The organism is candidate division WOR-3 bacterium (genome assembly GCA_029858255.1).
In the GTDB taxonomy this organism is placed as follows: Bacteria; Hydrothermota; Tepidihabitantia; order SM23-42; family SM23-42; genus SM23-42.
The window spans coordinates 96035-118302 of the sequence record JAOUFJ010000002.1; the positions used below are offsets into that span (position 1 = coordinate 96035).

Annotated in this window: 20 protein-coding genes; 11 read left to right on the forward strand and 9 right to left on the reverse strand. The window is 47.3% G+C overall.

Features of this window, described 5'->3' with window-relative positions; all coding sequences use genetic code 11:
- The first annotated feature begins 21 nt into the window (after positions 1-21).
- From OEV79_01650 to OEV79_01675, 6 genes are all read left to right on the forward strand, one after another.
- Entirely contained in the window at positions 22-684 is a 663-nt protein-coding gene (locus OEV79_01650; protein MDH4210137.1) for a thioredoxin family protein, read from the forward strand.
- 30 nt (positions 685-714) lie between these two features.
- Positions 715-1524, forward strand: a complete 810-nt coding sequence (locus OEV79_01655; GenBank protein ID MDH4210138.1) for an Mrp/NBP35 family ATP-binding protein — start codon at positions 715-717, stop codon at positions 1522-1524.
- Between the two features lie 157 nt (positions 1525-1681).
- Positions 1682-3862, forward strand: a complete 2181-nt coding sequence (locus OEV79_01660; protein ID MDH4210139.1) for a bifunctional alpha,alpha-trehalose-phosphate synthase (UDP-forming)/trehalose-phosphatase — start codon at positions 1682-1684, stop codon at positions 3860-3862.
- Between the two features lie 221 nt (positions 3863-4083).
- Positions 4084-5295 carry a glycosyltransferase gene (locus tag OEV79_01665; GenBank protein ID MDH4210140.1) on the forward strand — a complete coding sequence of 404 codons (1212 nt, stop codon included), beginning with the start codon at positions 4084-4086 and terminating at the stop codon, positions 5293-5295.
- A gap of 19 nt (positions 5296-5314) precedes the next feature.
- Positions 5315-5740 carry an iron-sulfur cluster assembly scaffold protein gene (locus tag OEV79_01670; protein MDH4210141.1) on the forward strand — a complete coding sequence of 142 codons (426 nt, stop codon included), beginning with the start codon at positions 5315-5317 and terminating at the stop codon, positions 5738-5740.
- 22 nt (positions 5741-5762) lie between these two features.
- Positions 5763-6404, forward strand: coding sequence for a metallophosphoesterase family protein (locus OEV79_01675; GenBank protein MDH4210142.1), 642 nt, complete (start codon positions 5763-5765; stop codon positions 6402-6404).
- Positions 6405-6444: 40 nt separating this feature from the next.
- Here OEV79_01675 and OEV79_01680 read toward each other — a convergent pair whose 3' ends face one another.
- Positions 6445-7446, reverse strand: a complete 1002-nt coding sequence (locus OEV79_01680; GenBank protein ID MDH4210143.1) for a D-glycerate dehydrogenase — start codon at positions 7444-7446, stop codon at positions 6445-6447.
- Positions 7447-7489: 43 nt separating this feature from the next.
- Complete coding sequence (locus OEV79_01685; protein ID MDH4210144.1) at positions 7490-7906, reverse strand: formylmethanofuran dehydrogenase subunit E family protein; 417 nt, start codon at positions 7904-7906, stop codon at positions 7490-7492.
- A gap of 137 nt (positions 7907-8043) precedes the next feature.
- Here OEV79_01685 and OEV79_01690 point away from each other — a divergent pair, with 137 nt between their 5' ends.
- The 4 genes from OEV79_01690 to OEV79_01705 all read left to right on the forward strand — a co-directional run bounded on the left by OEV79_01690 (position 8044) and on the right by OEV79_01705 (position 10558).
- Positions 8044-8247: a DUF1858 domain-containing protein gene (locus OEV79_01690; GenBank protein MDH4210145.1), complete on the forward strand. Its 204-nt coding sequence runs from the start codon at positions 8044-8046 to the stop codon at positions 8245-8247.
- Positions 8234-9094, forward strand: coding sequence for an aspartate 1-decarboxylase (locus tag OEV79_01695; GenBank protein MDH4210146.1), 861 nt, complete (start codon positions 8234-8236; stop codon positions 9092-9094). Before OEV79_01690 ends, OEV79_01695 begins: the two co-directional genes overlap by 14 nt.
- Before the next feature lie 92 nt (positions 9095-9186).
- Complete coding sequence (locus OEV79_01700; protein ID MDH4210147.1) at positions 9187-10062, forward strand: radical SAM protein; 876 nt, start codon at positions 9187-9189, stop codon at positions 10060-10062.
- On the forward strand, positions 10046-10558 hold the full coding sequence (locus tag OEV79_01705; protein MDH4210148.1) for a DUF6125 family protein: 513 nt from the start codon (positions 10046-10048) through the stop codon (positions 10556-10558). Before OEV79_01700 ends, OEV79_01705 begins: the two co-directional genes overlap by 17 nt.
- A 33-nt stretch (positions 10559-10591) precedes the next feature.
- Here OEV79_01705 and OEV79_01710 read toward each other — a convergent pair whose 3' ends face one another.
- Both OEV79_01710 and OEV79_01715 read right to left on the reverse strand, forming a co-directional pair.
- The gene (locus OEV79_01710) at positions 10592-11146 is read right to left on the reverse strand and encodes a methylated-DNA--[protein]-cysteine S-methyltransferase (protein MDH4210149.1); all 555 of its coding nucleotides are present in this window, start codon (positions 11144-11146) and stop codon (positions 10592-10594) included.
- Position 11147: 1 nt separating this feature from the next.
- Positions 11148-11960, reverse strand: a complete 813-nt coding sequence (locus OEV79_01715) for a class I SAM-dependent methyltransferase (GenBank protein MDH4210150.1) — start codon at positions 11958-11960, stop codon at positions 11148-11150.
- Between the two features lie 203 nt (positions 11961-12163).
- Between OEV79_01715 and OEV79_01720 the strand changes: the two genes are divergently transcribed.
- Complete coding sequence (locus OEV79_01720; protein ID MDH4210151.1) at positions 12164-13381, forward strand: hypothetical protein; 1218 nt, start codon at positions 12164-12166, stop codon at positions 13379-13381.
- Between the two features lie 79 nt (positions 13382-13460).
- Here OEV79_01720 and rtcA read toward each other — a convergent pair whose 3' ends face one another.
- The 5 genes from rtcA to OEV79_01745 form a co-directional block, all read right to left on the reverse strand.
- Positions 13461-14480 carry an RNA 3'-terminal phosphate cyclase gene (gene rtcA, locus OEV79_01725; protein MDH4210152.1) on the reverse strand — a complete coding sequence of 340 codons (1020 nt, stop codon included), beginning with the start codon at positions 14478-14480 and terminating at the stop codon, positions 13461-13463.
- Positions 14481-14486: 6 nt separating this feature from the next.
- Positions 14487-15017: a DUF2284 domain-containing protein gene (locus tag OEV79_01730; GenBank protein MDH4210153.1), complete on the reverse strand. Its 531-nt coding sequence runs from the start codon at positions 15015-15017 to the stop codon at positions 14487-14489.
- 46 nt (positions 15018-15063) lie between these two features.
- Positions 15064-16599, reverse strand: a complete 1536-nt coding sequence (locus tag OEV79_01735) for an ATP-dependent DNA ligase (protein ID MDH4210154.1) — start codon at positions 16597-16599, stop codon at positions 15064-15066.
- Positions 16600-16770: 171 nt separating this feature from the next.
- The gene (locus OEV79_01740) at positions 16771-19662 is read right to left on the reverse strand and encodes a PQQ-binding-like beta-propeller repeat protein (GenBank protein ID MDH4210155.1); all 2892 of its coding nucleotides are present in this window, start codon (positions 19660-19662) and stop codon (positions 16771-16773) included.
- 162 nt (positions 19663-19824) lie between these two features.
- The gene (locus OEV79_01745; GenBank protein MDH4210156.1) at positions 19825-22221 is read right to left on the reverse strand and encodes an AAA family ATPase; all 2397 of its coding nucleotides are present in this window, start codon (positions 22219-22221) and stop codon (positions 19825-19827) included.
- Positions 22222-22268 lie beyond the last annotated feature (47 nt).

A 22268-nucleotide genomic window follows, 5' to 3' on the forward strand; every position in this document is an offset into this window, starting at 1 on the left:
CTAAAATTGTGAGGAGGTTATATGTCTTTACTTGACGAGAACATTAAAGATCAAGTTAAAAATATGTTCAAGGATTTGGTGAATCCGGTAAAACTCGTTGTCTTTACGCAGGATTCTCTATCGTATGCTCCCGGGCTTGAATGCGAAAACTGCAAGGATAACCGTCTTTTGATGGATGAAGTCGCAGGATTATCCGAAAAGATAAGTGTCGAAGTCTTTGACTTCGTGAATGATAAGAACAAGGTGGAGGAGTATGGCATTGACAAAATACCGGCAACGGTTGTGAAGGGTGAAAAAGACTCGGGTATCAGGATCTACGGCATGCCGGCGGGGTATGAATTCCCAACATTGCTCAGTGCGATAAAAATGGTTTCCACGGCGATCACCGAACTATCCGATGCTACACGAAGCAAGCTCAAGGCAATAACCAAGCCGGTGCATCTGCAGGTCTTCGTTACTCTAACGTGTCCGTATTGTGCTTCTGCTGCAAGCCTTGCACACGAGCTTGCATACGAGAGCGAAATGGTGAAAGCAGATGTAATAAATACGCAAGAATTTCCACAACTCGCCCAACGGTATAACGTTTTCGCGGTACCTAAAACAGTGGTAAACGAAACTATACAATTCGAGGGTGCTTTGCCGGAAGAAAGATTTCTCGCAAAGGCACTGGAATCTCAGAAATAACAACGTGCTGCAGAAACGGAGAGAGATGACATGCAGTCAGACAAAGTAGACAGCGAAATAAGAATCGCAGAGAACCTTCAGAAAATCAAGAATCGATTGCTGGTTTTCTCGGGAAAGGGCGGTGTCGGTAAAAGCACCGTAGCGGCGAACCTTGGTCTGGCACTTAGCGAGAGAAAACTCAGGGTTGGACTGATAGACATCGATATCCACGGTCCTAATCTCGCAAAAATGCTTGGCGCAGAGGGAAAGAAACTTCAACCTTCCGAAGAAAATAGAATAGTTCCGCTGAAAATTACCAGTAACCTGTCTCTGGTGTCTATATCATTCTTCCTGCATAACTTCGATAATCCCGTCATATGGCGCGGACCCCTCAAAATGAAACTGATACAGCAGTTTCTCGGTGATGTGGTATGGGGCGAACTCGATTGGCTGATAATTGACTCACCGCCCGGAACCGGCGATGAACCACTATCAGTGGCGCAGCTCATCCCCGCGACCGGTGCAATCATTGTAACAACACCGCAGGAAGTATCATTGATGGATTCGCGGAAAGCTGTAAATTTCGCGCGTGTGCTCAAACTCCGGACATTCGGCATTATTGAAAACATGAGCGGATTGGATTGTCCGCACTGCGGTAAGAGAATTGACATATTCGGAAGCGGAGGAGGAGAAAGAACAGCCCGAGACCTTGGTGTGCCGTTTCTGGGTAAAATACCGATGGACCCGGGCATTGTATCACTTGCTGATGAGGGAAAACCATTTATCACTTACAGACCCGATTCGGCGGCAGCAGAGGCATTTGGTAGGATCATAGACAAAATTATTACGGCAGCTAAATAGTCCCCTTTTTTGCCACACAACGCTCGTAGACACTTTAAAAGATAAGATATATGTTATTGCGCAGTAAATTCTTCGGTGGAGTTAAATGCCTGATTTCTTGACAAAAGAGAAATATCATTTATAATAGGAAAAGCGAGTGTATACACTCAAAACCACTATGAAAAAAATCCTTGTAATATCGAATCGGCTCCCTGTTACTGTTACGAAAAGAGAACGTCAGCTGAGATTCAACCCTAGCGTTGGTGGGCTTGCGACCGGATTGAGCTCGCTCTCACGATCATACGAGAACATCTGGATAGGATGGCCCGGCATTGCTCTTGAGCGCGTTGAACGAGAGAAAAAGCAGATAACTCGCAGGCTGAGGAAAGACAATTGCCATCCTGTTTTCATAAAGCAGAACGATATGGAGAACTATTACTACGGTTTCTGCAACCGAACAATCTGGCCGCTGTTCCATTATTTCACGCAATACTCTATTTACAACAGGAAGAACTGGAATTCTTATCTGAAAGTAAATCAAATGTTCTGTAGTGAGATATTAAAAATTGCAGGACCTGACGATATCATCTGGGTCCACGACTATCACCTGATGTTATTACCACAACTCATAAGGAAGAAAATGCCCCATGCAACAATTGGATTCTTTCTGCACATACCTTTTCCATCTTCGGAAGTTTTCCGCATTCTCCCGCCTCGCAAGGAGATCGTACGGGGCATATTAGGTTCCGACCTTATAGGGTTCCACACGTATGATTACGCTCACCATTTCATTCAGACCACAAGACGGCTGTTGGGATACGAACATAGTAAAGCCCAGATAAACATTGATAACCGTATCGTGAAGGTCGATGCATTTCCCATGGGGATAGACTTTGATGCATTTAATCAGGCTGAGGATGATGCCACTGTCCAGCGTGAAATAAAGAAAATAAGAAGGCGCGTCGGCGATAGGAAAATCATCATTTCCATCGACCGGTTAGATTATACAAAAGGAATAGCACAAAGGCTCGAGGCTTTTGACCATTTCCTCGATACGAACCCGAAATACCGAGAAAAGGTCTCTCTGATCCTCGTCGCCGTACCGTCCCGTACGGGCGTTGAGCAATATGCACTACTAAAACGTGAAGTAGACGAACTCATCAGCAGGATAAATGGAAAATACGGAACCATTGGCTGGCTGCCGATATGGTATCTGTATCGCTTTCTGCCATTCAAGAATCTGGTACCGTTATACAGTGTCGGTGATGTCGCTCTGGTAACGCCTATACGAGATGGCATGAATCTCATCGCGAAAGAATATCTGGCGACAAAAAAAGACAAAAAAGGCGTTCTGATTCTGAGCGAGATGGCAGGAGCCTCAAAAGTTCTGGGCGAAGCGATAATCGTCAATCCAAACAACAAGGAAGAGATCGGCGCAGCAATTAGAACGGCACTCCAGATGCCTGAGAAAGAACAGGTACGAAGAAATGATGTCATGCAAAAACGTCTCAAACGCTACAATGTTGAACGCTGGGCGCATGATTTCATCGATGTGCTCTTACGAACAAAACAGAAACAATCCGAAATGATATCAAAAAACCTGGACCTTGAAATTTCAAGAAAAATGATCAAGGACTGCCGGTCGAGACGGAATAGATTGCTACTGCTCGACTACGATGGGACTCTTGTTCCATTCGTATCAGAGCCCTCCAGAGCAGCCCCCGACAGAGAAATCACCAACATCATCAGAAAACTTGCGGCTAACCCGAAGAACACGGTAGTCATCGTAAGCGGAAGAGATCGCCAGACGCTCGATAACTGGTTCGGCAATTTGAATCTCGGGATGATCGCTGAACATGGCGCGTGGTTCAAGGAAAGATCAAACAAATGGCGAATGATAAAACACTTGAAAAACGACTGGAAAGAACAGATAAGGCCAATACTGGAACTATATGTCGACCGCACGCCTGGTGCCCGCATCGAAGAAAAGGAATTCTCCCTTGTCTGGCATCACCGAAAAACAGACGAAAGATTGGGGGAACGCAGGGCGAGCGATCTAAAAGAAAGATTGATCGATATCGTCACTCCAATCAATCTGAGTATACTTGAGGGGAGCAAAGTCATCGAAGTAAAGAACAGCGGCGTCAACAAAGGCATTGCCGCACAGAGATGGCTGGGCAAGCAACATTATGATTTCATTTTGGCAATCGGTGATGACTGGACCGATGAAGACACCTTTGAGGCGGTGCCTGAATCAGCATACTCCATTAAAGTCGGTATCGGTTACACAAAGGCAAGATACACAATACCTTCACAAAAGGATGCGCGCGATCTCTTGAAAGAATTAGCCAAGTGTTAAATTCCGGGGAAGCATCCGTCTGCATCATTGTCGTTGAAACAAAAATGCCACTTTTTTTTCACAAATGCTGCCACACCAACAGCTTGAGTGAATATTTTCATACTCGCCCTTAAAAAACCATTCTATATGACTTGAAAAAGACAATCCAGTGTGTATAATATGCGGTATTGACTCCTAGAATGAGGACATAGCATAATGAGATGCTATATTAGAAAGGGACTATGAAAAGAAGCCTAAATGATTACCGCACTATTGTCGGTGACGAAGCAATAGGCAAGTTATATCACAAAGCGAGAAAAATCTATGGCAAAACCGTGGTCCATGTGAATTCGACCTACTACGGCGGCGGTGTTGCCGAGATTCTGAGCGGACTCGTTCCATTAATGAATGACATAGGAATCGCTGCTGGTTGGAGAATGCTTCGCGGAACACCAGATTTCTTCGATATAACGAAGAAATTCCACAATGCTCTCCAGGGAAATTCGATCAATCTCAGTGAGATCAAAAAGAAACTATATGTACAAGCGAATGAGGACTTCTCGACCTATTCACATATCTCCCAGAATTGCGTGATCATACATGACCCGCAGCCCTTACCCTTGATTCAGTTCTACCCGCGGAAACAGCCCTGGGTATGGAGGATTCATATCGATCTCTCGAACCCGAATCAGGAATTATGGGGATTTCTGAAAAATTTCATTCTGAAGTACGATGTCATCATAATCTCAAGTGATACCTACAGGTTGAAGGATACGCCGGTCGAACAGCGCGTCATACACCCTGCCATAGACCCGCTGTCACCAAAGAACATGCCGATTCCCGAGAAAGTCATTGCAAAGTATCTGAAAAAGTTCAATATTCCTACAGACAAACCGATAATCACTCAAATATCCAGATTTGACAAGTTCAAAGATCAGGAAGGATTGATCGATGTCTTCAGAATGGTAAAGGAAAAAGTAGACTGCCGGCTCGTTCTTTGCGGCAGTAGCGCACTCGACGACCCGGAATCGCAACAATACTACGAACGCACAAAACGCAAAGCGAATAACTTTGTCAAAGACCGGGATATAATCATGATAACAAGCGAGAACAATATTCTGGTGAATGCATTGCAGAGAAAATCTGACGTCATAGTGCAGAAATCTTTACGCGAAGGCTTCGGACTGACCGTGACCGAAGCGATGTTGAAAGAAAAACCTGTGATCGCCTCCCGGGTCGGCGGCATAATGCTGCAGATCAAAGACGGTGATGACGGATTCCTTCTTGAAGCCGACGATAAAGAAGGCTTTGCCGCGAGAATCGTAGAAGTTCTGCAAGAACCTTCACTGGCGAGATCTCTGGGCAAAAAAGCAGGCGAAGTGGCAAAAGAAAAATTCCTCATCACACGGCTACTCGCTGATTACCTCGATCTGCTCGGTGATTTAATAGGTTAGACGCTAATTACATTCCATCATGAAGGACCAGGAATTTTCAGCACAAGGCTATTCTCCCGTAGTAGCCGATCACATGCGCAACCCCCGCCACTGGGGAATCATGCGCCATAGTGATGGTTACGCGAAAATAACCGGAACGTGCGGCGACACAATGGAGATATCATTGAATGTCAAAAACAACCTTATCGCGAAATGCACTTTTGACACAGATGGTTGTGGCGCAACGGTCGCTTGTGGAAGCATGGTCGCCGAAATGGCAACCGGCAAACCACTGACCATTGCCCGGCAGATCGACCAGAATATGATCCTGGACTACTGCGGCGGCCTGCCAGAGGGAAATACGCACTGCGCTTTGCTTGCGGCGAATACTCTTAGAAGGGCGATCGATGACTGTGTTCAGACACGCAAGACACCCTGGAAGAGGTTCTACAGGATGGAGAAGTAGTAGATTCACGAAGAATGCCAGAATGAAGATCATCGGACTGACTGACATCCACGGACGAACGGCATACGGCAAAGAAGTAATCGAACAAATGCGAAGTGCCGACCTCATAGCAATCGCAGGTGATACTACGAACTTTGGTGGCTGCAAAGAAGCAGAATCGGTAATCGAGACGATTGCGTCGATCAACGGCAAAATTATTGCGGTACACGGAAACTGCGACCAGTCCAGCGCTGTCGAACTTCTCTCGGCCAGACACATGAACCTACACGGGACATCCATGACGATAGGCGACGTGCAATTCATGGGAATAGGCGGCAGCAACAAGACACCATTCCACACGCCGCAGGAGTATAGTGACGAGGAAATGAAAGAGATCCTAACCGGTATATCAGAATCACCAGGCATCCGGTTTCGCATGTTGATCAGCCACTCGCCTCCGTTTAAGAGTAAAGTCGACAAAATGCTCTTGGGCATTCATGTTGGAAGTAAAGCAGTTAGAGAATACATAGAAACTTCGCAGCCTGATATCGTGCTCTGCGGTCATATACATGAAGCACGCGGTTTTGACCACATAGGAAGAACGCTTATCATCAACCCCGGTCCGTTCCCCAAGCACTACGTGGTGATAGACATAGACAATACGATCCGCTACCAGCTCTACTGAAAGGGCAGAATTCGATTACCAGACAATACAGCAACTTCTGTTACTTCCGAAAAAGACTATTAGTGTAGATCTCGGGATTGACGACGTTGGGTGGGCGTTTATTATCGATCAATACGGCAACAAGATTCTCAACGACCATAAGGGCCATCTTTGTCCTCGCTTCGAGTGAAGCCGACCCTATGTGTGGCACCAAGACAGCGTTGGGCATCTGCAGGAGTTCCGGCGTTACGACCGGTTCATTCTCATAAACATCGAGGGCACAACCGGCGATGTCCCCATTCCTGAGCGCTTCAACCAATGCCTCTTCATCGACAATGGCTCCGCGCGCAACATTGATCAGATACGCCGTCCTCTTCATTGCATTCAATTCTGCACCCGAGATAAAATGGCGAGTATCATCGCTCAACGGTGCATGGATCGAAACAAAATCAGACTCACTCAGGAGTTGTATTGCTTCACGATACTGTATGTCGATTCGTTTCTCTACATCTTCTGGGAGCCGTTTCTTGTCATAGTACAGAACCGCCATTCCGAAACCGTGCGCGCGCCTCGCGACAGCCTGGCCTATTCTCCCCATCCCGACAATACCCAATGTCTTTCCATAAACATCTGAACCGAGAAGGAGTTCAGGCGCCCAGCCCCTGAATCTTCCTGCCCTGACGTAATTATCGCCTTCAACGATGCGGCGGGCGACCGAGATGAGCAGCCCTATTGTCAGATCAGCCGTCGCTTCTGTGAGCACGTCAGGCGTGTTTGTGACCGGTATTTTCCTCTTGTTGACCGCTGCAAGGTCTATATTGTTGTAACCTACAGCATAGTTGGCGATGATCTTGAGATTGGACGCTTTCTGGATTATCTCCAAATCAATATCATCGGTCAACAAACATGCCAATCCTTCCTTATCCGATATGCTTTCGGCAATACGGCTATGAGGCATGGGTTCGTCGAGTGGATTGACATTCAGATCGAAGTGTTGACTTAGTAGATTCATTCCGCTTGCGGGTAGTCTGCGCGTCAGCAATACCTTGGGCTTATGGTGCATAACGCTCCTCACTCATCCAGCGACCACCCTAACACCGGCGACGTTAGATGTCCTTTGACCATAGCTCAGCGATAGGCATTCGCCGTATCTGACGAGCTGCTCTCGGTAGATCCTCAGCGTGAATACAGATATCCCATGCTTTTCTGGTCATTCTATACTGACGTGCCAGTTTACCTTTCTTGATCTCCACTAAAATATCATCACCTGCATGACTCGCCACAAACAGGTTACCTTTTCCCATAGTGGCAAAAGTAGAACACTGCAGACCGTCAAGCAGGCATGTATACGGTTTCATAACCTTTGTCTTCACGGTAATCGTCAGATCCATGATGCCGCGGGGCTTCATTGTTTTGACCAAGTACCTGCCCAATCGATATCCCAATGCCAAAAATGGCCCATCATGACCATGAAAACGCACAGTATCCTGATAACTAAGGTTCCTCAGCTTCTTGAATCTCATAGAACACCCCATGCACATCCATTATAGCCACACAGCACACAGTGTCAATCAACACAATCGATTTTGAGATAACGTTGTGTGAAATCACATACGACCACCATTGATTTCCAACTCTTTCTGTATATAATAATGGCGTCATGGAGAAAATCAATGCCGATACCCATGTCGAACAAATACTGATGAAATATCCTGCTCTGTCGAGGATATTCATCGATTTCGGTCTCCCCTGTCTGGTCTGCGGTGAACCGTTCTGGGGCACGATAGCGGAATTAGGCAGCAACCATAGTATCAGCATTGATAAATTAAATGAGGTTAAGGCAGAAATTGATGAAAAATCATAAATTTTGTCCATTGTGTGGAAGTATTCTATTAGCAAAGAAAATTGACGGTCTGGACCGCCCAGTGTGCTTAACCTGCGGTTGGATATACTATGCAAATCCCCTACCAAGTGCCGTGGCATTTGTTCTCCGTGAAGGTAAAGAAGTACTCTTGATAAAGCGCGGCGTGCAACCAGGTAAGGGTAAGTGGGCTCTTCCTTCTGGTTTTGTCGAAGCAGATGAGTTACCGCAGCAGACCGTGATCAGAGAACTTAAAGAAGAAACCGGGATCAATGGCACTCTATCTCACCTCATCGGTGTGTACACAGAGCCAACAAAGATGTATGGAAATGTACTGCTGATCGCATACGATGTTAAGTATCAGACCGGCAAACCCAGGGCGCGTACTGATACTGTGGACGCCAAATTCTTCCCCTTGAGCAAGATACCCAGAATACCATTTGACAGTCACCGGGCGATCATCCGCGACGGTCTGCACAGGAACCGGTCGAACGGGATGAATGTCAATGTACTCAAATCCAAAATTACTGAAGCAACCATAACCCACACAAAGCTATTCTACAAGGGAAGCATGGGGATTGACAGTGCCGTCATGAAGGAAGTAAACATCCTGCCAGGTGAAAAAGTTCACGTACTTAATTATGACAACGGAAAAAGGCTGGAAACCTATACCATCGAAGAGAAGGCTGGCTCTGGAAGGATCGTGCTGTACGGACCAGCATCGAAAAAAGGTGAGGTTGGACAAAGACTCTGTATATTATCATACGCTAGCATGACCTACGACAGCGCAAGAGTATTCAAAGCAAAAGTGGTTACGCTCGATTCCAAGAACAGAATAAAACGCCGATAGTGCATCAACAATCCCAGAAACAAAAGACATCCGGATACACATACGGTCCCGTACCCTCGAGAAGATTGGGTTTCTCTCTCGGCATCGATATCATGCCACACAAGCATTGTAGCTTTGATTGTGTATATTGTCAGCTCGGCAAAACGACAAACACAACCGTGTTACGCAAAGAATATACGCCTACGCAAGAGGTCCTTCGTGAAATCAAAGAGGTCTTGAAAAGAAATATGCAGAGCGATTTCTTGACCTTCTCAGGGTCTGGTGAGCCGACGCTCCACAAAGATATCGGCTATATGATCAATGAGCTAAAGAAGCTGACGAAAACTCCGATAGCCGTGCTCACCAACGGTTCACTACTACACATCTCTGAGGTAAGAAGCGATCTGAAGAACGCGGACCTGGTGATACCCACATTATCTACGGCAGATGAGGCTGTCTTTCGAAAAATACACCGTAGCCACGCGACAATTGATCTCGCACGGGTTATTGAAGGATACATCAGCTTCAGGAAAATGTACAAAGGACAAATATGGCTCGAAGTGATGCTCGTTCACGGCATGAATGACAGTCCGGAGCAGATCAGGAAACTAAAGGACGTGATCGATAGAATTAACCCTGATAAGATACACCTGAATACAGTTGTGCGTCCACCGAGCGAAGCACACGCGCAGCCAGTCCCAATGGAAACGATGCAGGAACTGAAAAAAATTCTGGGTGAGAAGTGCGAGATCATCGTTGATTTCGCTGCAAAGACAAAAGACGGACGAGATGGCAATGCGCTGGAAATGATTACAGCGATAATCTCCCGTAGACCGGTCACTGTGGCGGATCTGGTTAGAGCAACGAGCCTTCACAAAAATGAGATACTGAAATACCTTCATTTGCTCTCACGGAAGGGAAGAATCAATATTTCAAGGCATAACGGAAAAGAATTTTACACGCTAAGGGGGAATGATGATCGAACCTAAAGACATGAACAAGGATGAACTCTTTGAGTTATTGACCGACGCAGCTAAGAACTGGCTCGCCCATGACGGTTTGTGGTTTCAGACAGTGGAACAGAAATTCGGCATGGATGCTGCGATCGAACTCGACGGCAAGGCATGGGAAAAGTTCACCCGGATCGAAGCCCAGCGCATAATGAAAAGACTCAATATGCAGCCGGGCGGCGGAATCCCAGCCCTCATCCAGTCCCTTAAGTTCAGATTGTACGCCTACCTCAACAAACAAATTGTTGTCGAATCGTCAGACAAACACTGCATATTCAGAATGGAGAGCTGCCGCGTCCAGGATGCGCGCAAGAGAAAGAACCTGCCGGATTTTCCGTGTAAGTCAGTAGGTATTCTTGAATATACTTTTTTCGCCAAGACTATAGATCCCCGGATCGAAACACGGTGTTTGAGCTGTCCTCCTGACCCGCATCCCGACGAATATTATTGCTGCTGGGAATTCAGAATTAAATAGAATTTCGATACCATCAGTGGCTGCGCAGTCGGCTCACCAGAATTTTTTGGTGATTACACGACCGTGCCGGTCAAACTCGACCCCCTCCAATTCCAGGAGCATCTTTTTCATTCTGACGCCGCCGGCGTAGCCTCCCAGTGATCCGTCAAACCTCACAGCCCGGTGGCAAGGGATGATGAGGGGAAAGGGATTTCTGGCAAGTGCATTGCCTACGGCTCTTGCCGCGCGTGGTAGACCAAGTTTCCTCGCTATTCTGCCATATGTACTCACCATCCCGCGTGGGATCTTGTTTTCCAGCAGCAAAACGCGCCGCTGAAAACCGGATGTCATCGACCAATCAACGGGATCCAAATTGAACTTGATTTCTCGGCCGCATAAAAACGATGCAATATCACTGCACGGCTTCGCAGCCGCACTGTGTGGCGAGTGCTCGACTCCAGAGCGACGAAACACCGAAGACCTGAACATATGATATTGTCCGGGCAAATATATCCTCACTATCTTGTTATCGACAGAGCGCCACACAACTACCACTTTACCGAAACTGGTGGTGAGTACTGAAAAGTGGAAACTATATGTTCTTATCATTCTAATTCTCTGCGATACACGACCGATCCTGATCGCTGCTATTTTTCTTTGTCTTTTTTAAAATGAATATCTGCTCGCCAGAGATGTAATCATACGGTGAACCATCGAAACCACCGAGGACTTTCTCAACAGAAAAACCGCATTTTTCGAGAAGAAGTTCGGCTTCGTATCTGAAGAGATATCCTAACTCAAAAGTCCATACCTGACGATGAGATTTGCCAAGCTTATCTGTCCATTCATAGTATCGATCTTCATGGAGGGTTTGTTTTGCCAGATCGTACGTATCCTCTGCCCGACGTGTCACATATAATTGTTTCTCCTCATCATAAAATCTTCCAAGATCAACACTTCTTTTTGCCTGCGCCAGAAAATCATGTCGCGGTGCAAACAGATCCAGAATGAACAATCCGCTGTCTGACAGATGGTCGCGGACACATTTCAAACAGGAAATCTGATCGTTCTTGGTCAGCAGACACTGAAAAGAACGGAATGCGATATAGATTAGAGAGAATTTCTTGTTTAAATTGAAAGATTTCATATCACCCTGGGTTAATGTTGCATGGATTTTTGCCGTCTCATCACATTGGATCTTCTTGCTTGCTATGCTCAACATCTTTTGAGAAACATCAAGCCCGGTCACTTTAATGCCTTCTCTTGCGATCGGGATCAAAACCCTTCCCGTGCCGCAGCCAAGCTCTAACACCTCTCCCCTGCACTCCTTCGCGTATTCTACATAGAATGGTATGTCATTCGTGAACTCCTTCTGTTCATGATCATATAATCTGGCGATCCTGTCAAAGAGTGCCTCACCCATGAATACCCCCATTATTAACGCAACGATATATGTGCATATGTACAATTGTGGATATATCGATCATCATGATTCTCTTTCTTTAGGAACATTATGAGTATTGTTATAGTCCAAAAATGTCGTGTGTCAACACACGTCACTTATGAATAAAGCCATGCGCAAAATTTTCTGTTGCCCTAAACCAATGATTTCCATATAATATCGTCATGGTGAAGAATCGGGACTGCGTTTCAATCATACGTACGACCGCACATTACATTCCTCTCATTACGGTTTTGTGGGTAATTTCTTCCCCGGGTGACCCTGTTGTTGTATCGGGCGGTCCTGCAAACGATTATGAATCATGGATAATAAGAACAATCGACAGCAGGTTGATGGTGGTCTTCTGCCGGAACCCGGACTGGCAGTCAGGCGACCTTTATGTAACATTCTCAAGTGATAATGGCATTTCCTGGGAAACACCGACCCCGATAATCGAAAGTCCACAAGATCAGGCGACCCTTAGCTTTCTGCAACTCCCCGGCGACACATTCCGGTTATGGTACGCGTCAAATGAGAACATAACCTATGGCATTTACACCGCCCACTCATTAGACGGCATCGCATGGAACCGCGACGGACAAGTCGACCTTGGCTGGGAACCATACGACATGCATTATGATCCGACCGTTATTATCGAACCTGACAGCTCCCTGACAATGAGCTATCGAGGCCCGGGCGGCGCCTATATCGCGCACAAACCCTACGGTGAAACCTGGGATACGATCCGGACTCTGGTCGGTCCCGGTGGTTACCGCCCCCGTGTTATGAAACACTCAAATAGCACGTACCTCTATGCCTACCACCGTAATACCGCGACCGGATATGAAGTGTTCGTACGTACCTCTCTTGATCGGATAAACTGGACATCCGAACTCAGATTGACCTTTAGCGGCAATTCCCACGATCCTTTTCCAAATGAAACGGCAGACGGTGCTTATATGATCTACTACGCCACGCATATGCCGCCTGCCTACAATCTCTACCGCCGCCTATCATATGATGCGGTCAACTGGGACATAGAAGAGCAGGTTACATACGATGCAACGAACAACACACAACCTCATTTTTTTGCTGAATCGGACGACATCTTTCTGGTCTGGGCACATGCTATCTTGTTCCCCGATGATCATGATGTATATTTTGAAAGATTCAACTATCCTGGGATCAACGAAACAGTTGAATTCATAGCGGAAGCAAAAGCGAAAGCTATCGATATCTCCCCTAATCCTTGTTCAAAGGAAATCAGAGTTACTATACCTGCATGTAATCGAGATATTCTGAATATTACAATCTACGACGTTCAAGGAAGAATAACAGGGAAACCACAATATTTGAAATGCTATTGCGATAATGTCTTCACGATCGGAACGAATTATTTATAGACCGGCGTCTATCTGATGCGAGTTAATTGTAGGGACGTTAATTACCACAAAAGATTCGTCGTTATCCGTTAATTACTCTTCATGAACTTTTCGTACATTTCAATATATCATTTTCCACACTGAAGATAACACCCAGGAATTTTTCGACAACCCAGATGTTCGTTTGCGCATGATTCGTCAATGACGGAATGCTTATTTCGCATGGCATGCCTGACCGGTGTGTCGCCAGAGCCACGAACGGTACCATTTGGTCGACCATCCACTGGTCAACGCACGCTTCTGCTGCAACAGCTGCTTTCAATACATTGGCGGCGTCCATGCCCACTTCCTCAGCAGGTTTCCCCCTTCTGCCGATTGCATCTGCACCAAGTAGACCATTATCATAACGTGCGCACGCGGTTATGAAACAACCGGGAGAGGATGCATCGATATACGAAAACGTGATGTCGGGATCTCTGAACACCCCGGAAAATCCATTCTGAATTCTTTCCGCAACCTTCGCCGTCTTCAGATGATTAGAAGCGGTTATCCAAGCACTGACTTGTTTCACCGAACCCCGATCTCTCAATTTAAAAACCCCAATATCCGATGGAATTATCCTCACAAATACTTCGCCGCCGCCCTTCGGGTAGAACCCGTGGCGTCTAACTTCAACTTCTATTGAGACACTGTGATTCCGTAGTATTGAACAGAATACATGTAAGAAATATGTGATCGTCGGGCTAAACGGCACCGCTGTTCCGCCTCTTAGTGTGAGTTCAAGTGGACAGTCGGCATAGGTCCCGAGGGGAACTAATGTCTGCAGTATCAAGGTGACCGACCCCGCGGTTTTGGTATCGATGACATATTCTCCTCCCTTGATTTTTCCCGGAACAAAAACGATGTCGGTTGAGTTCATACTCAGCCCATTGATCCTGGCGTCACATATCTGACCGGCAGCAGCGATACCGTGAAGGTGTTGGGGTCTCAAACCAGGCTTATCCCTGCCTTTTCTGATATTGAAGATATGTACAGGTTTACTGGTTATCGCCGATACCGCAACCGCAGTTCTCAGGATCTGGCCACCTCCTTCGAGGTAGCTACCGTCGATCTCGATCATGACAGTTCATTCAACCAGGATCAATCCATTATAAGTGCAGCACGAATCTTCTCTTTGCACAACTTCGAGCTTCAGACCGTTATTCCTTACGGTCTGATACACATCAATACCGCATGCTTCCATGGCCGGTCTCGCCTCATAAGGATATTTGCATGGCTTCCTGGTATCACATGTTCGACAGAGCCGGCAGGGTCCCGAGGTCATGCCAAATGCTTTGTAGTACCCATGGAGGAAAAATTCACGTTCGAGTTCAGCAACGATGCTTTTCAACTTCCGGCTCAGCTTCGTTTCCCTATCAGGGGAAATGTCTTCCATCTGCATCAATAATGCTGTAGAGTATTCACTTATCATTTCACGCGTGTATTCAGGCGATGGTGAATATGGTGGACAGGTCAGCCGCTTGCTGTAACCACCGCATCCATACTGGCACTTGATTCTAACCCAATTCGCCACTGTAATTTTTCTTGTACTGATCATCTTTGCTTTTGTCATACCCGCGGATATCGCTTTTTCCAGGTATCTTTGAAATTCTGCCATAATGATCCTCCTATACCTTTAATGCAAATGCATGCAGTACAATATGTTACGGGCCCTTCGATGAAACTGCTGAAATGCTTTCAAGATCGATTATCGTGTTTATCTCTTGAGCGGTCTTGTCTTCCCGAAGCTTCTTCACACGGGCGAATCTGAGGGCAACACCCGATTCATATTTAGGGCTCTTCTGCACTTCATTGAATACTATCTCGACGACTACAACCGGTCTGACGTACACGGTCCATTCGTCTTCGTGCACTTTGTATCTGGGAAGGTTAACAGTCATCCATTGTAGCATTTTATCGGTCAGCCCCTTAAAAGTTTTACCGACCATCAAATATTTTGTTTTTGTTTCATCGAGGACGCCGAGATGCAGGTTTGACAGAAAACCGTGTCTTCGTCCGTGGCCCCACTCGGCCGCCAATATCACACAATCAACCGTATGTGTACCCTTGAGTTTGAACCAGAATTTTCCACGTTTACCAGGGCGATACTCAGAACCGAGTAATTTGACAACTACTCCCTCATTACCCAGTTCTAATGACTGGTCATAGAAAGTTCTGGCTTTGTTCTTACTGACAGGTATCAGCCGAGCCGCGAGATTACGCTTTCTACGAACTACATCATTGAGGATTTCTACGCGCTCCGCGTAAGTCTTCCCTGTCAAATCCTCATCACCTACATAGAGTGCATCGAAATACTGCGGCAAGACCGGCACCTCACGTTGCATCTCAATGATATTCTTTTTCCTCGTGGTACGGCGCGCAAGAACCTGGAATCGAACCGGTCTCCCCTTCTTATCGATGCCGATCGCCTCACCATCAAGGATAAACTTGGTGACCGGTAATTGTCGCGCATTCTGGACTAACTCTGGAAAGTGATCTGTGATGTCCTTGAGATGCCGGGAGAATATCTTGACCTTATCTCCATCACGGTGTGTCTGTATTCTAATTCCATCCAGCTTGTGCTCCAGTGCAAATTCTTCATTTTCATCGAAGACATCATCAAGGGAATTTGCCATCTGGGCAAGCATTGGCTTAACCGGACTGAAAATGCTTATACCCAGACTATCTATCGCCTCCTTCCCTTGACTCCGCAGCAGAAAGAACAGTTCTGCGATGTCGGGTTTTTGAAGATATGCCCTCTCAATCTCTTCATCGGATAGTCCAAAGAAGCGGGCTATGGCATGTTTTACCACACCTTCACCTGCACCCTGCTGTACCTCTCCAACCATGAGCAATACGAGGTATTTTCTCTCATCCTTGCCCAGTTTTGTGAAAAGCGGCGTCAAGGCTTCAATCTTTTTTCGCCCCCTTGCTGAGCAAACCAGTTCCAAGTACCTGTCGACCTGAACGAGACTGGGTGAACGTGAACGCCGAAAAACCGTGTTGGAAAGCTCAGTTATACCTTTCCATGCTATATTGAGCTTGCCCTGCCTTATTCTGCCAGCAATGTAGTTTACGCCGATCAGCGCCTCATCAACAGACAATTTGCTGAGGAATTCTTCAATGATACTGATTTTGCTGTTCCTTGAGGAAGTCTGTCTCACTCTTTCTGAATATTCAACTATCGCTTTAAACAACATTTAAATATCCCATTTTACCGGTAAGATTCCGACATGGATTATGTAGACAGCAACAGGCATCCGTGATATCGCCGAACCGGCAGGGCTCGGCCACCTTGGGGCATTTTGTTCGCAGTCTGACTACAATTTCTCTCCTATTCTCGTCTATTTCTGTGCCCGGGTCATAGAGCATCATCTAACAACGACAAGTTTTTCAGTACGGTCGAAATCTTTGCCGGTCAACCTAACAAAGTAAATACCCTGTGCAACGCTACGTCCATTTTCGTCTCGTGCGTGCCAGACGATACGCTCAGTGTCATCACCGATATCCTGATAGTGCTTGACCAGCCTTCCGGCGACATCGTATATGCTTATATCCTCGATCGCCGCCCTTCCAAAGACGATATTGAAGGATGTGCGGCTGATCCGGGGGAATACCATCACGCCCAGTGGCTCACGGTCTATACGGCCGGCAATGCCGACACCAGGCACACCACCACACAGCGCCAGGAAATGTCCGTCGTTGTTCAAACCTTGCGTTCCGACCAGCACATCCTCATACCCGTCAAAACTTATGTCATCGACCGCACGTATCGAATAGATCAACCTGCCTTCGTTGTATGACCAGATAATGCTCCCATCGAGACCACTGAAACAGTAGACAATACCGGGATTCTGATTTCCGGTTATGACATCACACTTGCCGTCATCATCGAGGTCTTCAATGGCATCTACACTCCACACATTGCTGCCAATGGGATATGACCAGTGTACTGCTCCGTTCGAACCATTAAGCACCTGGAATGAGGTACCAACGTGCGCCACGCCGATCCCGGGTATGTCAGACGCGATCAGATCAGGGATCTCCGCTACCTTCGTGACCCAACCATAGACATATGTAGCCCATATTCGTGAGCCGTTCGCCCCACTCAGGCAGAATACTGAATCACTCCACGTACCGGCGATCACATCTTGCTTATTGTCACCGTTCTGGTCAGGAATCGCAATCACAGATTGGATATCGCCGCCGCAGTCGTATGACCAAAGCGGTGCGTACACCATGCCGCTCGAAGCACCGCTCACGCAGTAGACCTTTTCGTCATAGCCATTACCCCAGGCACCGCAAACCGCATCAGGGACATTATCGTTGTTGACATCAGGTATCCAGTTGACCGACCCGACGGCATCTGCGATGCGCAGCTGCCAGATGATCTGACCATTTGCACCGGAGAAACAATACATGCTGCGGGGTCCTCCAGATGCTAACGAGTTACCGCCGATACCGGCAAGCACTTCGCCGATATCATCGCCATTGATATCAGGCATTGGTTTTACCGAATATACCCAGCCGCCCTCACCGTCATAGGAGTGGCTGTCATAATACCAGATGATATCACCGGTAACCGCATCAACGACATACACGGTTCTATCACCCCACGCAGTACCCAGCAGGATATCCGGCATGCCATCGCCATTGTAGTCGTCGCCCATTGCCAGACAATCATCACCCCATCCGCCGCTTGTATAAACACCGCTGAAGTTCCACTGCAATACGCCGTGGCCCGAACTATTACCCCAGTATGTGTTCAGGTGTTTGTCGATCGGCGCACCGGCATCGTAGGCCTCACAAGCGACATCGTTCACGCCGTCAACGTTGATGTCGGCAATGCCGGCAACGCATACTACATTATCGGGGAAATCGTACACCCAGAGCAGAGTGCCACCGGGCAGCTCAAGACTGTCCCCGCTGGCACTCAGTTCAATCGGATAAGGGCTCGAAGGAGCATTGGAGTGCACGAATGCATATCCACTGTATGGACCTAAACCAGAGGGTCGCGTGATTATCTGAAAGGACGTTGTGTCAAAACATGAAAGGGAAACCGGAAATGTCATGGTGCCTGGAAAAAACAACTCAGTATCAAAGGTCACGCTGTCAATAACCAGCGACGGATATCCCAGGTTGGCGATGCTCAATTCCCAGTCTTTTACGCAGTCAATGCGAACGCTTCCGAAATTGTAACTCGATGACTGGGGTGACAGGTACGGATCAGGATAGACGCCGTGTCCTGACAGCGGAACATAGGTTGTTTCATTGACCGGATCATTGCTAACGATCAACAGGGTGGAAGAATAGTATGAAAAAGTGTCTGGACCAAATGACACGGAAATATTCGTAGCCGCGCCCTCTGGTATGTCGATAGGGAAAGACAGCGGTGTAGTATAGAACAATGGGTTCAATGTGTAGATGGTATCTATCGTTAGTGTATCATCACCGACATTTGCTATGTTCAGCCAGAATGAGAACGATGTATCAAAGGGAACATTGCCGTAGTTGTAACTGGCTGGTATCACCTCTATGTCCGGCGTACCACCACCTTGAAGGTCTATCTGGTATGCTACGTGACCGGTCGGTGAACTGCCTTCGGCAACGACCCAAAGGTACATGCCATCCCAGGCGAGACCCCACGGACGGTTGCCGGGCGAAGCCAGAGAATCGACGATCTGCTTCAATACTACATCAATCTTGTATATGCTGTGCGAGCCACCATAATTACCATCATTACATACCCAGAGATATTGACCGTCCCATGTTGCACCCCATGGCTGCGGCAGTTCGTATATGTTCATGCTGTCCAGGACCGCGCCGTTTGTTTTCTGTATCTTGTACGCGCGTCCGTTCGGGTTGTAGTATACGCAGTGCCATAGATCAATCCCGTCATTTGCGAGGCCAGCCATGTATTCCTTGTGGGCAGGAAAAGCATGTAGACGCGCACCGGTTATGGTATCGATCCTGTATATCGAATCAGTTCCGCTCAACTGGTCACTGATCCAGAGGTCACCCTGGTCAAATGCAAGACCATAGCAATCCGCGCTCAACCGCCATCTCAATCTCTTGAGTATATTACCATTACTCGGGTCCAACTTGTATACTGTATCACCGTTCACACCATACGCGCCGCACCATATATAGCTGCCATCCCAGGCAAGACCCGAAGCATTCGCGGGTGCGGTGATCGCATTAATCACGGTCTGCGCAGACAGCGCAGTCCACGCAATTAGTAATACAAAGATAAGTTGTCTCATGAATGCCCTCCTCGACTGCTGGATTATACTAATTTACATGCGCAAGTCAATTAAATTCGGATCGCTTCGGTGCTCGTAAACTGCGGGGCAATTAACTTACCCCTCCATTCTTCCCCTCCATAAATGGAGGGGTACTAGAGAACCAGTTGATGTATAGGACGTCTAACTAAATACAATTTCACCCTTTTCAACATCTACTTTTATCGCGGCACCTTTCTTGAAACTCTTGGCCAGGATAGCTTTGGACAAGGGATTCTCGACCAGCCTCTGGATCGCCCTGCGCAACGGCCTGGCCCCGTATACAGGATCAAAACCCTCGTGTGCGAGATGATCCTTGACCCCTTCGGAGAAATGGAGCTTGTATCCGAACTCTATAATATTCTTCATAATCTTCTTTAACTCCCGCTCAACAATGCCCTTGATTTCATCGAATCCAAGGGGTTTGAAAACTATCACTTCATCGATACGATTGAGGAATTCTGGCTTGACACTTCGCTGCAGTATCTGAAATACATCTTTCTTGCTCTGCTCATAGTCGAATTTCCCACGCTGCAGACTTTCGGTGATCACTTCGCTCCCCAGATTCGAGGTCATGATTATTATCGTATTCTTGAAATCGACGGTTCTACCCTGGCCATCGGTCAAACGGCCGTCATCGAGCATCTGCAGGAGTACGTTGAAGACATCTGGATGCGCCTTTTCAAACTCATCGAAGAGTATCACACGGTAGGGACGACGCCTCACTGCCTCGGTAAGCTGACCACCCTCTTCATAACCAACATATCCTGGAGGCGCGCCGATCAATCTTGATACCGTATGTTTCTCCTGATATTCGGTCATATCGATGCGAACCATCGCTTCTTCAGTGTCGAATAGGAATTGGGCCAGAGACTTGCTTAATTCCGTCTTACCAACACCGGTCGGTCCTAGAAAAATGAAAGAACCGATCGGCCTGTTCGGGTCTTTCAGACCAGCACGCGAACGACGTATTGCATCACTCACAGCAACCACAGCATCTTCCTGGTCTACGAGACGCATGTGTATACGTTCCTCCATCTTGAGGAGTTTGTCCATTTCCGATTCCATCATTCGCGAAACAGGGATCCCGGTCCAACTTGACACAATATGCGCGATATCGTCGGCCGTGACCTTGTCATCTATGCCGCGCTGCTTCATCCATTCTCCCCTCTTCTGTCTGTACTCCTTCTGCATCTTTTCAGACTCATCACGCAGCTCAGCAGCTTTCTCATAGTTACGCATATCCACAGCTTGCTTACCCTCGACCGTGAGTTGTTCTAAACGCTTCTCCATTTCTTTGAGGTCATCGGGCATCGAATATACCTCAATACGAGCACGCGCGCATGCCTCATCGATCAAATCAATGGCCTTATCAGGCAGAAAACGCTCGGTAATATACCGGTCAGATAGTTTTGCCGCCGCTTCGATAGCGCTCGTGTCAATGATAACACCGTGATGCGATTCATACCTGCTCTTCAAACCTTCCAGTATCTTTATCGTGTCCTCGACCGAGGGTTCACCTACAAAGACCGGTGCGAATCTTCTCTCCAGAGCGGCATCTTTCTCGATATTCTTACGGTATTCATTGAGCGTAGTAGCACCTATGCACTGTAATTCACCGCGCGCCAGAGCGGGCTTTAACATGTTGGACGCATCAATTGCGCCCTCGGCAGCGCCAGCTCCTACGATCGTATGCAGCTCATCGATAAACAGAATTATTTCTCCTTTTCCCTTTTTGATCTCATCCATGACCGTTTTAAGCCGTTCTTCGAATTCCCCCCGGTACTTTGAACCGGCGACCAGAGCACCCATGTCAAGAGCGAGTATTCGTTTGTCTTTGAGAATCTCGGGAACGTTCTTGTCCACGATTCTCTGCGCCAAACCTTCGATTATGGCCGTTTTGCCAACGCCGGCATCTCCAATGAGTACGGGGTTGTTCTTCGTTCGACGTGAAAGTACTTGTATCAAACGCTTTATTTCATCGTCCCTTCCGATCACCGGATCCAGTTTTCCTTGTTTGGCAAGAGCCGTTATATCACGTGTAAACCTCTCCAAAGCCATGTACTTGTTCTCTGCATCCTGGTCTATCACTCTCTGCGAACCACGCATCCCCTGCAAGGCCTGATATATCTTCTCTTTGGTTATGGCAAATTCGCGTAAAACCGCCGCGGTCTCCCCCTCACGCTCCTCTGATATTGCCAGCAGCATGTGCTCTGAACCAACATATTCATCTTTCATGCGCTCTGCCTCAGCACGCGCCAGAGCCAGCATCTTCTTGGTTCTCGGGGTAATGTAGATCTGTGCAGTAGCACCGCCGTACAACTTGGGCCGCTTTTCGAGCGAATTCTCCAATCTGCGCTGAACAAGATCTGGCACCACGTCGAGGCGGTGAAGAATCTTAGGGACCAGTCCATCTTCCTGTCTCAGCAGCGCAATGAAGATATGCTCAACGTCCAGCTCCTGATGATTGTACTCATCAAGAAGCTCCTGAGCACTTGACAAGGCATCCTGAGCTTTCTGCGTAAATCTGTCAAATCTCATACAGAATTTAGACAAAAAAAGGCAAAAATCGTTTATATTTCGGTTTA

Bases quoted from the DNA above. Each gene is read 5' to 3' on its own strand.
- OEV79_01660 (MDH4210139.1), top strand. From the start codon at position 1,682: ATGAAAAAAATCCTTGTAATATCGAATCGGCTCCCTGTTACTGTTACG.
- rtcA (MDH4210152.1), bottom strand. From the start codon at position 14,480: ATGATCGAGATCGACGGTAGCTACCTCGAAGGAGGTGGCCAGATCCTG.
- OEV79_01745 (MDH4210156.1), bottom strand. From the start codon at position 22,221: ATGAGATTTGACAGATTTACGCAGAAAGCTCAGGATGCCTTGTCAAGT.
- OEV79_01665 (MDH4210140.1), top strand. From the start codon at position 4,084: ATGAAAAGAAGCCTAAATGATTACCGCACTATTGTCGGTGACGAAGCA.
- OEV79_01695 (MDH4210146.1), top strand. From the start codon at position 8,234: ATGAAAAATCATAAATTTTGTCCATTGTGTGGAAGTATTCTATTAGCA.
- OEV79_01680 (MDH4210143.1), bottom strand. From the start codon at position 7,446: ATGCACCATAAGCCCAAGGTATTGCTGACGCGCAGACTACCCGCAAGC.
- OEV79_01690 (MDH4210145.1), top strand. From the start codon at position 8,044: ATGGAGAAAATCAATGCCGATACCCATGTCGAACAAATACTGATGAAA.
- OEV79_01650 (MDH4210137.1), top strand. From the start codon at position 22: ATGTCTTTACTTGACGAGAACATTAAAGATCAAGTTAAAAATATGTTC.
- OEV79_01740 (MDH4210155.1), bottom strand. From the start codon at position 19,662: ATGAGACAACTTATCTTTGTATTACTAATTGCGTGGACTGCGCTGTCT.
- OEV79_01715 (MDH4210150.1), bottom strand. From the start codon at position 11,960: ATGGGTGAGGCACTCTTTGACAGGATCGCCAGATTATATGATCATGAA.
- OEV79_01675 (MDH4210142.1), top strand. From the start codon at position 5,763: ATGAAGATCATCGGACTGACTGACATCCACGGACGAACGGCATACGGC.
- OEV79_01730 (MDH4210153.1), bottom strand. From the start codon at position 15,017: ATGGCAGAATTTCAAAGATACCTGGAAAAAGCGATATCCGCGGGTATG.
- OEV79_01735 (MDH4210154.1), bottom strand. From the start codon at position 16,599: ATGTTGTTTAAAGCGATAGTTGAATATTCAGAAAGAGTGAGACAGACT.
- OEV79_01720 (MDH4210151.1), top strand. From the start codon at position 12,164: ATGGTGAAGAATCGGGACTGCGTTTCAATCATACGTACGACCGCACAT.
- OEV79_01705 (MDH4210148.1), top strand. From the start codon at position 10,046: ATGATGATCGAACCTAAAGACATGAACAAGGATGAACTCTTTGAGTTA.
- OEV79_01670 (MDH4210141.1), top strand. From the start codon at position 5,315: ATGAAGGACCAGGAATTTTCAGCACAAGGCTATTCTCCCGTAGTAGCC.
- OEV79_01655 (MDH4210138.1), top strand. From the start codon at position 715: ATGCAGTCAGACAAAGTAGACAGCGAAATAAGAATCGCAGAGAACCTT.
- OEV79_01700 (MDH4210147.1), top strand. From the start codon at position 9,187: ATGCCACACAAGCATTGTAGCTTTGATTGTGTATATTGTCAGCTCGGC.
- OEV79_01685 (MDH4210144.1), bottom strand. From the start codon at position 7,906: ATGAGATTCAAGAAGCTGAGGAACCTTAGTTATCAGGATACTGTGCGT.
- OEV79_01710 (MDH4210149.1), bottom strand. From the start codon at position 11,146: ATGATAAGAACATATAGTTTCCACTTTTCAGTACTCACCACCAGTTTC.